2 protein-coding genes and 11 pseudogenes are annotated in these 14513 nt (G+C 52.1%); 9 read left to right on the top strand and 4 right to left on the bottom strand.

The window, feature by feature from the left end; translation table 11 throughout:
* Nucleotides 1-189 precede the first annotated feature (189 nt).
* On the top strand, nt 190-426 hold the full coding sequence (locus tag P2W74_RS23755) for a class-II aminoacyl-tRNA synthetase family protein (protein ID WP_412767250.1): 237 nt from the start codon (nt 190-192) through the stop codon (nt 424-426).
* Nucleotides 422-1090: an aspartate--ammonia ligase gene (gene asnA, locus P2W74_RS23245; RefSeq protein WP_412767249.1), complete on the top strand. Its 669-nt coding sequence runs from the start codon at nt 422-424 to the stop codon at nt 1088-1090. Before P2W74_RS23755 ends, asnA begins: the two co-directional genes overlap by 5 nt.
* Before the next feature lie 26 nt (nt 1091-1116).
* On the opposite strand, the pseudogene viaA reads toward asnA, so the two are convergent.
* Nucleotides 1117-2571 (bottom strand): annotated as a pseudogene (gene viaA / locus P2W74_RS23240) (ATPase RavA stimulator ViaA).
* Nucleotides 2565-4062: pseudogene (ravA, locus tag P2W74_RS23235) on the bottom strand (ATPase RavA). Before ravA ends, viaA begins: the two co-directional pseudogenes overlap by 7 nt.
* 220 nt (nt 4063-4282) lie before the next feature.
* On the opposite strand from ravA, the pseudogene kup reads away from it, so the two are divergent.
* From kup to rbsR, 7 pseudogenes are all read left to right on the top strand, one after another.
* Nucleotides 4283-6156, top strand: a pseudogene (kup, locus tag P2W74_RS23435) (low affinity potassium transporter Kup).
* A gap of 193 nt (nt 6157-6349) precedes the next feature.
* A pseudogene (rbsD, locus tag P2W74_RS23205) lies at nt 6350-6761 on the top strand (D-ribose pyranase); the annotation flags it as partial.
* 17 nt (nt 6762-6778) lie between these two features.
* Nucleotides 6779-8288, top strand: a pseudogene (rbsA, locus tag P2W74_RS23200) (ribose ABC transporter ATP-binding protein RbsA).
* 5 nt (nt 8289-8293) lie between these two features.
* Nucleotides 8294-9260: pseudogene (gene rbsC / locus P2W74_RS23195) on the top strand (ribose ABC transporter permease).
* A gap of 24 nt (nt 9261-9284) precedes the next feature.
* Nucleotides 9285-10179: pseudogene (rbsB, locus tag P2W74_RS23190) on the top strand (ribose ABC transporter substrate-binding protein RbsB).
* A 147-nt stretch (nt 10180-10326) separates the two neighbouring features.
* Nucleotides 10327-11261, top strand: a pseudogene (rbsK, locus tag P2W74_RS23185) (ribokinase).
* A gap of 29 nt (nt 11262-11290) precedes the next feature.
* Nucleotides 11291-12263, top strand: a pseudogene (gene rbsR / locus P2W74_RS23180) (ribose operon transcriptional repressor RbsR).
* Here rbsR and mdtD read toward each other — a convergent pair.
* Nucleotides 12229-13655: pseudogene (gene mdtD, locus P2W74_RS23175) on the bottom strand (multidrug transporter subunit MdtD). The pseudogenes rbsR and mdtD overlap by 35 nt on opposite strands.
* Nucleotides 13656-13666: 11 nt before the next feature.
* Nucleotides 13667-14372: pseudogene (locus P2W74_RS23170) on the bottom strand (FadR/GntR family transcriptional regulator).
* Between the last annotated feature and the right edge of the window lie 141 nt (nt 14373-14513).

The raw sequence follows: 14513 nt of genomic DNA, 5'->3' as shown, positions 1-14513 counted from the left end.
TCTTATATTAATGAATCAAAACCTAAGCAGCCTTTTTGTTTGATGATTATTGAAAATCACCTGCATTCTGTTGCTTAATCATAACCAACAGGACGCAGGAGTATAAATAATGAAAACCGGCTTACATTGCCAAACAACGCCAAATTAGCTTCGTGAAATCACACTTTTCTCGTCAACTGGAGGAGGCGTCTGGGTCTGATTGAAGTTCAGGGCACCGATCCTCAGCCGTGTTGGGATGGCACGCAAGATAACTTGTCGGGCTGTGAAAAAGCGGTACAGGTAAAAGTGAAAGCATTGCCAGATGCCCAAGTTCGAAGTAGTGCATTTCTCTGGGCAAAGTTGGAAACGGCAAACCCTGGGGCAAACACGACTTCAGCGCGGGCGAAGGGCTGTACCACGCACATGAAAGCACTTCGCCCCGATTGAAGACCGTCTTTCTCCACTCCATTCGGTCTACGTTGACCAGTGGGACTGGGAACGCGTCATGGGTGACGGTGAGCGTCAATTTTCTACCCTGAAAAGCACAGTAGAGGCGATCTGGGCAGGAATTAAAGCCACTGAAGCTGCAGTTAGCAAAGAATTTGGCCTGGCACCGTTCCTGCCGGATCAGATCCACTTTGTTCATAGTCAGGATCTGCTTTCCCGTTATCCTGAGCTGGATGCGAAAGGTCGTGAACGTGCGATCGCCAAAGAGTTGGGCGCTGTTTTCCTGGTGGGGATCGGCGGTAAACTGAGCGACGGGCATCGTCATGACATTCGTGCGCCGGATTATGATGACTGGAGTTCCGCCTCCGAGCTGGGCTATGCCGGTCTGAACGGCGATATCCTGGTCTGGAACCCGGTACTGGAAGATGCGTTTGAACTTTCTTCGATGGGGATTCGCGTCGATGCCGATGCGCTGAAACACCAGCTGTCGCTGACCGGTGACGAAGACCGCCTGAGTCTGGAATGGCACCAGGCGTTGCTGCGCGGTGAGATGCCGCAAACTATCGGCGGCGGTATCGGTCAGTCACGCCTGACTATGCATACTGCTGCAACTGCCGCACATTGGTCAGGTGCAATGCGGCGTATGGCCAGCGCAGGTTCGTGAAAGCGTCTCTTCTCTGCTCTAAAAATTTAACGCCGCCAGCGTCGCAGCAGGCGGCTACGCATCCCGGTATCCAAAGCGCCAGATATGATCGAAAATACGCATGATACCGGGTTTACCATGTTCTGACATCGCCACCGCATGAAAGCGATGTTGATGCACCCGTTGTAACTCTCCCACTTTACTTACCACATCGTCCGGTAGCCGCTGCGCGATAAATCGGAAATCACCACCGCATCTGCGTCAAACCATTCCCTGCCTTGCATGCGCTCAATAATGGCGCGAAAACAACTGGCAATATCCGTACCGCCACGAAAACTCTGGCTCAAAAAACGAATAGCCCTGCTCAATACCTTCCCGGCCAGACAGCTCGTAGCGCACCACTTCGGTGGAAAACAACATGATGAAACAGCGACGGTTATCGGCGAGCGCAATGCGCATTAGCGCCAGACAGAATGCCTTGGCGCACTGTTCATTAAACCCACCCATTGAACCGGAGGTATCTACACAGACGATAAACGGGCCGCGGGGCTGTTCGTCGAAATCCTGGTGCACCACCGGACGTTCAGTGATTTTCTCGCGCCATGCTTCACCGTGTAGACGATAGGTGAGCAACTGTTTTTCCCACCCAGCCGCCGGTAGAACTCATACTCCAGTTCGGTGATGCCGAGCGTCGCCAGTTCTGCGGGAGTAAACGCAGAATGTCGTCGCTTTGCTGAATGCCGTCTACCTGCTCTGGCACCGTGGCGGGTTCGCGAACCAGTGTGCGGAACGTTTCCATCGGCGCATCTTTGCGCGGCACTGATTTGGCTTCCCGCGATCGGCCTAATTGTTCCGCCCAGTTTTTGAGCTCGGGCTGCTCAGTCAGAAAATCGCCGTACTTAACAATTAACTGATAATCCCCACGTTTGAGCTGACCTGCGCTCATGTCCCACAGGCGACCCGCTGCGGTGTCTGTTTTCCGCCAGTACCGGTTCCAGTTGTCCACTCAGTGTCAAACGTTCCTGGACTTCACTCAGTAATTGTTCGCGTTCTTCCTCCAGCATCTGCTGGTTTAGGCTGGTGGCCTGAACCACGAGGCTCAAACGCCAGCGTTGTAGAAAAAGGGTGTGCAAAGAGGGGGTAAAGACGCTATTGCTGTCCACCAGCTGTTGCGCTTGTCCGGCGTAGGGAGAGTGCAGCCGGTGCAGCAGCGTTAATATTTGCGGTAGCTGCACAATAAATTGCGGTGTGGAGAGAAGCTGGCTTTGCTGATAGCTCATCACCTCTTCCGTCAATTCAGGTGGAACAAGCGTATCCTTAATTCGGCTGCGTAGTGCTTCGCGCCAGCGCGGCAAATCATCGGTAATCGCATTTTTTAACCGGGGGTATCGTTCAAAAAATACCGCCAGTTTTGGTGATGCAAGCAGCGCGAGGATCATCTCTTCGATGATCCACTCTTCGCTGACAGCCAGCATGATATTGAGCATATCAAGGGTTAGCATTGCAGTGCCTGACGAATTTGTGTGCCTACATCCTGCAGACTGGCTTCGATACGACCTAACCAGTCGCTATGGATAAAGAGACATTTTTGTTGTTCGCTAAACAGGTTGTGCTGCTGATGCCAGTCATTGTCCAGCGCTTCCAGTTGTTGTTTGATTTCGCTGGGCATATTGTCTTCGGATGAGCCAGGCAGTGCCAGGCGAGTGCCCTGCAAGCTGACGTCGCGAACAACCAAATGCTGGGCGCCTGTCGACTTCCATATTCAGCGTTTGAGCAAAACCGATCCCATTCAGTTTGCCCCGGATCTCTCCACTTTTGACAGCCACTGCTCCAGAGCGCCACGATCAAACGTAATGTGTATAACTTCCATATCGTGCAGCTTCAACGGTTTTTGCAGCAGCAGTGTCAGGGGTGGTGGCACTGACGTCTGGCGGCAGATCGTAATGCGGACGACGGCTGAACATGCCCCCCAGACGCACAACGGTGAACGCAGTTTGGTCGCTTTGCTGTTGTTGCAGCTGAATACGGCGTTGAGTGATGCCACCCAGTCGCGTCAGCATCGCCTGCTGCTGCCAGGCATGACTGGTCATCAATACTTCCAGCTGTTGCTGCATCAGATTCAGGCTTTGTACGTCATACCACAGGCAATCTTTCAGCAGAATAAGGTCGATAGGCGCGACGGCTTCGCGGCCGCTGAAGAAGGCGCTGGCCTGTAACAGGTGAATGCTTTTTTCCAGCGCCGATCGGAGACATAGGGCGCATTTGGCAGCGCATCAAGCTGTTGGCGCAGGGTAAAAACCAGTTCAAATACGTGATCGGGCAACGAAATAGCGCCAATGGCTTTTTGCCATTGATTATACTCGTCATCGGTGACCTGTAGCGAGGCTGGTACTGGATTTTCGCTTTCATCCTGTTGGCTTATCAGCATCGAGCGGAAATTGGCTTTGTCCTGCACTTTATCCAGCCACAGGCGGATCAGCATACGGTCATACAGCGCTTCAAGACTGCTGTCTGCTTCCGGCAGTTCGTTTGACGCTGCCACCAGCAGGCGCATGGGGATTTTTTCTTCGTACGCGCCGTTGCGAAAATGACGTTCGTTGATGGCGGTCAGCAATGTATTGAGGATCGCCGGGCCTGCTTTCCAGATTTCGTCCAGAAAGACGATTTCAGCTTCGGGCAAATATCCGGCGGTTAATCGCTCATAGCGCCCTTCATCTTTTAATGCCTGAATGGAAAGTGGTCCAAAGACCTTCTTCAGGCGTGGAAAAACGCGTCATCAGATATTCAAAGGCTCTGGCATGCTGAAAAGCATATTTGAGTCGACGGGCAATCAGGCTTTTGGCAATACCAGGGGGGCCGAGTAAAAAAACGCTCTCTCCGCTCAATGCGGCCAAAGACACAAGCGTACGGCATGGCTGCGTTCATAAAGTCCCTTTTCCAAAGCACTGCTCAGGCGGGAAATTCCTTTCCGCTAATAAATGTGGGTGAGCCATAATAGAGTGGCGTCCTTTCATCAGTTGTACCATGTAAACAGCGAGTATAGACGTTTCGCTCCAGGGCATTAATAGACTGAAGCGCTGTTTCATTTTTCTTGCGCCAGATTAATCTGGTGCAATTTAGGGGTACGATTTTGCAATTAATCGTGCATACTTGCGCTTTTTTGTGGGCCAAGGGACTACGCACACATTTCATATATAAACGAAAGACTAGTCTATGAGCACTGATAATAAGCAATCATTGTCTGCGATTACCTCGCGGCGATTGGGGTTGTCTATGGTGATATTGGCACCAGCCCGCCTATATACGCTTCGTGAATGTTTGTCCGGTCAGTTTGGTTTTGGCGTTGAGCGCGACGCTGTGTTTGGCTTTCTGTCGCTGATTTTTTGGCTGTTGATTTTTGTTGTCTCCATCAAGTATTTGACGTTTGTCATGCGTGCAGATAACGCTGGTGAAGGCGGGATCCTGACACTCATGTCGCTAGCCCGGGCGGAATACATCGGCAAGAACAACTTCCGCGTTGGTCATTATCGGACTGATCGGGGGGAGTTTTTTCTATGGTGAAGTGGTGATCACTCCAGCAATCTCGGTCATGTCGGCGATTGAAGGTTTGGAAATCATTGCGCCGCAGCTCGATACCTGGATTGTCCCGCTTTCTATTATCGTCCTCACCCCTGCTGTTTATGATTCAGAAGCATGGTACCGGGATGGTGGGTAAGCTGTTTGCACCAATCATGCTGATTTGGTTCCTGGTGCTTGCCGGGCTGGGTTTGCGCAGCATTATAGCCAACCCAGAAGTGTTACAAGCTTTAAATCCGCTGTGGGCTGTGCATTTCTTTCTGGAATTTAAAACCCTATCCTTTATCGCATTAGGCGCTGTGGTGCTGTCTACTTACCGGTGTCGAAGCGCTGTACGCCGATATGGGCCATTTTGGTAAGCTCCCTATCCGCCTGGCATGGTTCTCCGTGGTATTGCCTTCGCTGGTGCTGAACTATTTCGGTCAGGGGGCGTTGTTGCTCAAACACCCGGAAGCCATCAAAAAACCCGTTCTTCCTGTTGGCACCGGATTGGGCGTTGATTCCGCTGCTGATTCTCGCCGCACTGGCGACGGTTATCGCTTCGCAGGCCCGTCATCTCTGGCGTTTTCTCACTGACGCGCCAGGCTGTACGTCTTGGCTATTTGTCGCCAATGCGCATTATCCACACTTCAGAGATGGAGTCGGGGCAGATCTACATTCCTTTTGTGAACTGGATGCTTTACGTCGCTGTGGTGATTGTGATTATCAGCTTCGAGCATTCCAGCAATCTGGCGGCGGCGTACGGTATTGCGGTGACGGGAACAATGGTATTGACGTCAATCCTCTCTACCACCGTAGCGCGTAAAAACTGGCACTGGAACAAGTACTTCGTCGCGCTGATTCTGGTGGCGTTCCTGTGCATTGATGTTCCGCTGTTCTCGGCAAACCTCGATAAACTGCTTTCAGGCGGTTGGTTGCCACTCAGTCTGGGTCTGGTGATGTTTACCATCATGACGACCTGGAAAAGCGAGCGCTTCCGTCTGCTGCGTCGCATGCATGAGCACGGTAACTCTCTGGAAGCGATGATCGCCTCTCTGGAGAAATCACCGCCGGTCCGTGTGCCGGGCACCGCGGTGTATATGTCGCGCGCACTGAACGTTATCCCGTTTGCCTTGATGCATAACCTTAAGCATAACAAGGTACTGCATGAGCGGGTGATCCTGCTGACGTTGCGCACGGAAGATGCGCCTTACGTACACAACGTGCGTCGTGTGCAGATAGAGCAACTGTCGCCAACCTTCTGGCGCGTGGTGGCCAGTTACGGCTGGCGCGAAACGCCGAACGTTGAGGAAGTTTTCCATCGCTGCGGTCTGGAAGGATTAAGCTGCCGAATGATGGAAACCTCTTTCTTTATGTCACACGAATCGTTAATCGTCGGAAAACGCCCGTGGTATCTCCGTTTGCGCGGCAAACTGTATCTGCTGTTGCAGCGTAATGCGCTGCGTGCGCCGGATCAGTTTGAGATCCCGCCTAACCGGGTTATTGAACTGGGTACCCAGGTCGAGATTTAAACCTCACAACGCCCTCTTTCATGATGAAAGGGGGCGTTTTGTTTATCCCATCTCAGATTTTATTCTTCGCTATGATACGGTTTGCGAAACGTTTCGATGCCGATCACATTTCAGTAACCTCAAGGTGGTTTTTCTGCGCATTGTTGCGACTAAACTTATCGTCAGCGAAACGTTTCGCTAGTGGGGTAAGAAAATGAAGAAAGGCACGGTACTCAATTCTGAAATTTCATCGGTGATTTCCCGTCTGGGGCATACCGATACGCTGGTGGTGTGTGATGCGGGTTTACCCATTCCGGGCAGCACATCGCGTATTGATATGGCATTAACCCAGGGGGTGCCTTCGTTTATGCAGGTACTGGATGTCGTCACCCGTGAAATGCAGGTCGAGTCGGCTATTCTCGCGACGGAAATCAAACAACATAATCCGCAGCCTCCACGAAACGTTGCTCAAACACATTGAGCAACTGCAACAACACCAGGGAAATACCATAGAAATTCGTTACACCACGCACGAACAATTCAAAAAACAAACCGCAGAAAGTCAGGCGGTCATTCGCAGCGGAGAGTGTTCTCCGTACGCGAATATTATTCTCTGTGCTGGCGTCCACGTTCTGAGGCCATCATGGACGCATTACTGCAACTCAAAGGGATCGATAAAGCGTTCCCGGGCGTAAAAGCGCTGTCCGGCGCCGCGTTGAATGTTTATCCAGGCCGCGTCCATGGCGCTGGTAGGCGAGAACGGCGCGGGCAAATCCACCATGATGAAAGTGTTAACCGGCATCTACTCACGTGATGCGGGCTCTTTGTTGTGGTTGGGAAAAGAGACCACCTTTAACGGCCCTAAATCTTCTCAGGAAGCCGGTATCGGCATCATTCACCAGGAACTGAACCTGATCCCGCAACTCACCATCGCCGAGAACATTTTTCTGGGCCGTGAGTTTGTGAATCGCTTTGGCAAAATCGACTGGAAAAAGATGTATGCCGAAGCCGACGTCCTGCTCTCAAAGCTCAACCTGCGCTTTAAAAGCGACAGGCTGGTGGGCGAACTGTCGATTGGCGATCAGCAGATGGTGGAAATCGCCAAAGTGCTGAGCTTTGAATCCAGAGTCATCATTATGGATGAACCAACGGATGCGCTTACCGATACCGAAACGGAATCGTTGTTCCGCGTTATTCGCGAATTGAAGTCGCAGGGCGCGCGGGTTTGTCTATATTTCTCATCGTATGAAAGAGATCTTCGACATTTGCGATGACGTGACCGTTTTTTCGTGACGGGCAATTTATTGCTGAACGTGAAGTGGCCTCGCTGACCGAAGATTCACTCATTGAAATGATGGTCGGTCGTAAGCTTGAGGATCAGTACCCGCGCCTGAATAACGCGCCGGGAGAGGTCCGTCTGAAAGTGGATAATCTGTGCGGTCCCGGCGTTAATGGAGTTTCCTTTACGCTACGCAAGGGCGAGATCCTGGGGATTTCGGGCTTGATGGGCGCCGGGCGTACCGAACTGATGAAGGTGCTGTATGGCGCGCTGCCTCGCACCAGCGGCTATGTCACTCTCGACGGTCAATGAAGTGGTGGCGCGTTCGCCGCAGGATGGCCTGGCGAACGGTATTGTCTACATTTCTGAAGACCGTAAGCGTGACGGCTTAGTGCTTGGTATGTCGGTGAAAGAGAACATGTCGTTGACCGCGTTAGGTTACTTCAGTCGTACCGGCGGTAGCCTTAAACACAAAGATGAACAACAGGCGGTCAGTGATTTCATCCGCCTGTTCAACGTGAAAACGCCGTCAATGGAACAGGCGATTGGCTTACTCTCCGGAGGAAACCAACAGAAGGTGGCGATTGCCCGCGGTTTAATGACGCGTCCCAAAAGTGCTGATCCTTGATGAGCCGACCCGTGGCGTGGACGTGGGCGCTAAAAAGAGATTTATCAGCTTATTAACCAGTTTAAGGCCGATGGCCTGAGCATCATTCTGGTCTCATCTGAGATGCCAGAAGTATTAGGCATGAGCGATCGCATCATCGTCATGCATGAAGGGCATCTCGGCGGTGAATTCACTCGCGAGCAGGCCACCCAGGAAGTATTAATGGCTGCCGCTGTGGGCAAGCTTAATCGCGTGAATCAGGAGTAAAAAAGATGACTACCCAGGCTGTTTCTGGTCGCCGTTATTTCACCAAAGCATGGCTTCTTGAGCAAAAGTCGCTCATCGCTCTGTTAGTGCTGATCGCGATTGTTTCCACCATGAGCCCCAACTTTTTTACCGTTAATTAACCTGTTCAACATTCTTCAGCAAACTTCGGTCAACGCCATTATGGCGGTGGGGATGACGCTGGTCATTCTGACGTCGGGTATCGATTTGTCAGTCGGTTCTCTGCTGGCGCTCACCGGTGCCGTTGCGGCGTCTATTGTCGGGATTGAAGTTAACGCGTTGGTGGCGGTTGCTGCGGCCCTGGCGTTAGGTGCTGCCATTGGCGCGGTGACTGGGGTGATTGTCGCGAAAGGCCGCGTGCAGGCGTTTATCGCCACGCTGGTGATGATGCTGCTGCTGCGTGGCGTCACGATGGTGTATACCAACGGTAGCCCAGTGAATACCGGATTTACGGATAATGCGGATCTGTTCGGCTGGTTCGGGATTGGCCGTCCGTTGGGCGTCCCAACGCCGGTCTGGATTATGGGGATTGTCTTCCTTGCGGCGTGGTACATGCTGCACCATACCCGTCTGGGGCGCTACATCTACGCGTTGGGCGGCAACGAAGCCGCAACGCGCTTGTCCGGCATTAGTGTCAGCAAAGTCAAAATTATCGTCTATTCATTATGTGGGCTACTGGCATCACTGGCGGGCATTATCGAAGTGGCTCGTCTTTCATCAGCGCAACCCACGGCAGGTACGGGGTATGAGCTGGATGCCATCGCCGCGGTCGTTCTGGGCGGTACCAGCCTTGCTGGCGGCAAAGGACGTATTGTGGGGACATTGATCGGCGCACTGATCCTTGGCTTCCTTAATAATGGTTTGAATTTGTTAGGTGTTTCCTCCTATTACCAGATGATCGTCAAAGCGGTGGTGATTTTGCTTGCGGTACTGGTAGACAACAAAAAGCAGTAACAACGACTACAGGACATCTTAAATATGAACATGAAAAAACTGGCTACCCTGGTTTCTGCTGTTGCGCCTAGCGCCACCGTGAGCGCGAATGCGATGGCAAAAGACACCATTGCGCTGGTGATCTCCACACTGAACAACCCGTTCTTTGTCACCCTGAAAGAAGGGGCTCAGAAAGAAGCCGATAAACTGGGTTATAACCTGGTGGTGCTGGATTCGCAGAATAACCCGGCAAAAGAGCTGGCGAACGTGCAGGATTTAACGGTACGCGGCACCAAAATTCTGCTGATCAACCCGACTGATTCGACGCGGTAGGTAACGCTGTGAAGATGGCGAATCAGGCCAAAATCCCGGTAATCACCCTGGACCGTGTGGCGTCTAAAGGCGAAGTGGTCAGCCATATCGCTTCAGATAACGTGCTGGGCGGTAAGATTGCGGGTGATTACATCGCGAAGAAAGCGGGTGAAGGCGCGAAAGTTATTGAACTGCGAGGGGATTGCGGGTACCTCCGCCGCCCGCGAGCGTGGTGAAGGCTTCCAGCAGGCCCGTTGCTGCCTCACAAATTCAATGTACTTGCCAGCCAGCCAGCTGACTTTGACCGTACCAAAGGTCTGAACGTGATGCAGAACCTGCTGACCGCGCCATCCGGATGTACAGGCCGTATTTGCTCAGAAACGACGAGATGGCGCTCGGTGCGCTGCGTGCTCTGCAAACCGCAGGTAAATCTGATGTGATGGTGGTTGGATTTGACGGCACGCCGGATGGCGAAAAAGCGGTAAATGATGGCAAACTGGCTGCGACCATTGCTCAGTTGCCGGATCAGATCGGCGCTAAAGGTGTTGAGACAGCTGATAAAGTGCTGAAAGGTGCGAAGGTTCAGGCTAAATATCCGGTTGACCTGAAGCTGGTCATCAAGCAGTAATAAGCGATTCAGGCAGTCAACTGCCTGATGGCGACATAAATACGCCATCCTCAGAAGGTACAAACATTCTGAAGATGAAAGCGTAAAAAGAAAAGCAGGGCACGCGCCACCCTAATACGGTGGCGCACTTTACTGGACATACCGAACATGAAAACCGCAGGCAACCTCGTTGTTCTTGGCAGCATTAATGCCGATCACATCCTTAATCTAAAATCCTTTCCAACCCCAGGCGAAACCGTAACAGGTAACCACTATCAGGTAGCTTTTGGTGGAAAAGGCGCTAATCAGGCGGTTGCTGCGGGCCGTAGTGGTGCAAATATTGCGTTTATTGCCTGTACGGGCGATGACGACATTGGCGAAAGCGTTCGCAAACAGCTAACCAGCGACAATATCGATATCGCGCCAATTAGCGTGATCAAGGGTGAAGCTACGGGAGTGGCGCTGATTTTCGTCAATGGCGAAGGGGAAAACGTCATTGGCATCCATGCGGGTGCAAATGCGGCGCTGTCGCCCGAGCTGGTGGAAGCGCAACGCGAGCGAATTGCCCAGGCCTCTGCATTATTGATGCAGCTGGAGGTCTCCTATTGAAAGCGTGTTGGCGGCGGCCAAAATTGCCCATCAGCATAAAACTACCGTGGCGCTTAACCCCGCGCCTGCCCGTGAACTTTCCGACGAACTGCTGGCGCTGGTGGATATTATTACGCCGAAACGAAACCGGAAGCTGAGAAGCTGACCGGTATTCGGGTGGAAAACGATGAAGATGCCGCGAAGGCTGCTCAGGCATTGCATGCCAAAGGTATTCATACTGTATTGATAACATTAGGAAGTCGTGGTGTTTGGGCCAGTGTAGAGGGAGAAGGCCACCGGGTTCCTGGTTTTAAAGTCGACGCTGTCGACACGATTGCAGCCGGAGATACCTTTAACGGCCGCACTGATTACCGCGTTACTGGAAGAGACTCCGTTGCCTGAAGCCATTCGCTTTGCGCATGCCGCTGCCCGCCATTGCGGTAACGCGTAAAGGTGCGCAGCCCTCCGTTCCGTGGCGCGAAGAGATTGAGGCGTTTTTGGGTCAGCAGAGGTAACGCTTGGCTACAATGAGGATGTTGCCCGCCTGGCGGGCGTTTCTACTTCGACAGTCTCTCACGTGATTAATAAGGATCGCTTTGTTAGCGAGACCATTACCGGGAAAGTCGAAGCAGCAATAAAGAATTAAACTACGCGCCCTTCCGCCCTGGCGCGTAGCCTGAAGCTAAATCAGACCCGCACGATTGGTATGTTGATCACCGCCAGTACCAACCCCTTTTATTCAGAACTTGTTCGCGGCGTTGAGCGTAGCTGCTTTGAGCGGGGCTATAGCCTGGTGTTATGTAATACCGAAGGCGATGAACAACGTATGAACCGTAACCTGGAAACGCTGATGCAAAAGCGGGTGATGGTTTACTGCTGCTCTGCACCGAAACACATCAGCCTTCCAGGGAGATCATGCAGCGCTATCCTTCCATTCCGACAGTCATGATGGACTGGTCCCCCCTTTGATGGTGAAGGCGAAAGCGATCTGATTCAGGATAACTCGCTGTTAGGTGGGGATTAGCGACGCAGTACCTGATAGATAAAGGCTTTACTCGTATAGCGTGTATTACCGGGCCGTTGGATAAAACGCCGGCGCGTTTGCGACTGGAAGGCTACCGGGCGGCGATGAACCGTGCCGGGCTGACTATCCCGGAAGGTTACGAGATCACCGGTGATTTTGAGTTTGGCGGTGGGTTTGAAGCGATGCAAACACTACTGTCACATCAGGAACGGGCCGCAAGCTGTCTTCACGGGCCAACGATGCAATGGCCGTTGGTGCTTATCAGGCGTTATACCAGGCTGGGTTGCGTATACCACAGGATATGGCGGTGATTGGTTATGACGACATTGAACTGGCGCGTTATATGACGCCACCGCTCACCACGATTCATCAAGCCAAAGATGAGTTGGGCGAGCTGGCCATCGATGTGTTAATTCATCGTATGGCTCAGCCCGCATTACAACAGCAGCGTTTGCAGCTTACTCCGGTTTTGATGGCGCGGGGGTCGGTTTAGACGTGTGCCGTTCTTTGATCAGATTGCGTCCGTCTTTGGTTTTTAGCAACATGAACATGAGTGCGGATACCACGGTAATCGCGCCCATGGTCATAAAGGTATAGTGGAACTGCTCAACCGTGTTGGTGCCTTCCATTCCTTCATAAATGCGCAGCACGGCGGCGCTGATGGCGACCCCTAAACTGATCGAAAGTTGCTGTGTGACAGCCAGTACGCTATTACCGCTACTGGCATTGTCATCGGTCAGGTCGGCAAGCGTGATCGTGTTCATGGCGGTAAACTGGGTAGACATCGCCATCCCCAGCACAAACAGCGGCAGAATCAGCATCCACACTGGCATTGCGGGGGATTGCAGAGAAAACTGAGCAATCATCAGGCCGATAAATACGGTAATACCCACCAGCGTTTTCCGGTATCCAAGACGACGCAGCACCTGCGTAACGGTAGATTTAGCCAGAATGGAGCCCAACGCCGTCGGCGCCATCATACAACCGGCAATCAGCGCCGGATAACCGAATCCCCACCTGCAGCATGAGTGGCATTAGAAAGGAACACAGCCAGTACCCAGGCGCGTTGCGAGATTCCCAGCAATGCCGACAGAAAAGGTCCGCGTTTTGAAAATAGGCAGGGCGATTAAAGGAGTAGGGTGGCGGCGAGCATGACGAATATACGTCAGCAGCAATACAACACTGCAGGCAATAATGCTCAGCGCGATCCAGCTTGCGACAATCTTCTCTCCAAACAACTCCATTCCGCTGGAAAATAACACCAGGCTCAAGCCAAAAAGAAAGAAGCCGGTCATATCGAAGCTGCGGCGTGGCGTCGTAAAGTTAGGCATGTATTTGCGCGCATACAAAATACCGGCCACGCCAATAGGAATATTAATCAGGAAGATCCAGTGCCAGCTTGCCCAGGTTACCAGCACTCCCCCCAGCACAGGACCGAGGATTGGACCGACCAGCCCTGGCATCGTCACAAAGTTGAGTACCGGGAGCAGTTCACTGCGAGGATATGCCCGCAATAATGCCAGACGGGCGACCGGCATCATCATTGCGCCGCCGATCCCTTGTATCACGCGAAAAATGACTAATTCGGTTAACGATCCTGAAAGCGCGCATGCCAGAGAGCCTAGCGTAAATAAACTAACGGCAATCATAAAAATGCGGCGGGTGCCAAAACGGTCTGCCAACCATCCACTTACCGGAATCACATTGCGACCGTCAGGGTGTAGCTGATAATGGCAGCCTGCATTGCCAGCGGGGAACGGTTAAGGCTCTGCGCAATGGCGGGGAGGGCAGTATTAAGGATAGTGGCATCCAGGGCCTGCATAAAAAAGGCCATGGCTGCTATCCACGGCAACCCGGCCATACTGCGCGCTTTTTTTTCTGACATTCAGTATCTCGTTATTTGTCTGGTAGCTCGTTTGGCGCAATGAGTAATGCCTGACAAGCTTTGAAGGCGAGTTCGCCATCGCTTTTTTCTATTGCATCGACAATAGCCTGGTGCAAATCAAGCTTCACCACGTCGTTATAAGTAATAGAGGTAAAGTAGGTGTGGTAGACAGAATGGAATAAGGTCGCAAAAGAGATAAGAAAGGGATTAGCACTCATCTTATAGATGTGCTCATGCCAGGCCATATCGACTTCAACCCAGCGCTCACGCTTAAAGTTCTTTTTCAGCGCAACCCATCTCTTCCATTAATGCGTTCAGATATGCCTTCTGTTCAGCTGTACCTATTGTTGCTGCCAGTAAACATGCCTGAGGCTCCAGGCTAATGCGCATCACCAGAAAATGTTCGATGACCTGATGGAGGTTTTCTTCTGTCATCCACCAGGTGAGCAACTCCTGATCGAGAAAATTCCAGTTCGCTTGCGGCATCACCCGTGTACCAATTCGTGGACGTGGTAAAACCATGCCTTTGGCGGTTAATGTTTTCACGGCTTCACGCACTGCGGTACGGCTTACGCCAAATTGTGAACCTAACTCTATTTCACCGGGCAGAATGGTTCCGGGTGCGTATTCACCTTTTAATATCCGCTGCGCCAGCTTTTCGGCCAGAACATAGGAAAGATTTTTCTGTGCGGCTAACTGTTGTGCGCTTAAAGGCATGAATGGTCTTCCTTTCTCGAATTCTCACTCTTTAGTATGCCACCAGGAAGTGTGATTGCGGCTGCAAAAACGACAATTTGCTTATTTTGTGGCGTCTTAATGGTGGTTTTGGTGAAAAAAGAGACACTCGGAAGGTTATTT

Source organism: Citrobacter enshiensis (genome assembly GCF_029338175.1).
In the GTDB taxonomy this organism is placed as follows: domain Bacteria; phylum Pseudomonadota; class Gammaproteobacteria; order Enterobacterales; family Enterobacteriaceae; genus Citrobacter_D; species Citrobacter_D enshiensis.
Note: the sequence above shows the minus strand (reverse complement) of the source record. Positions and strands in the feature narration are given on the sequence as shown.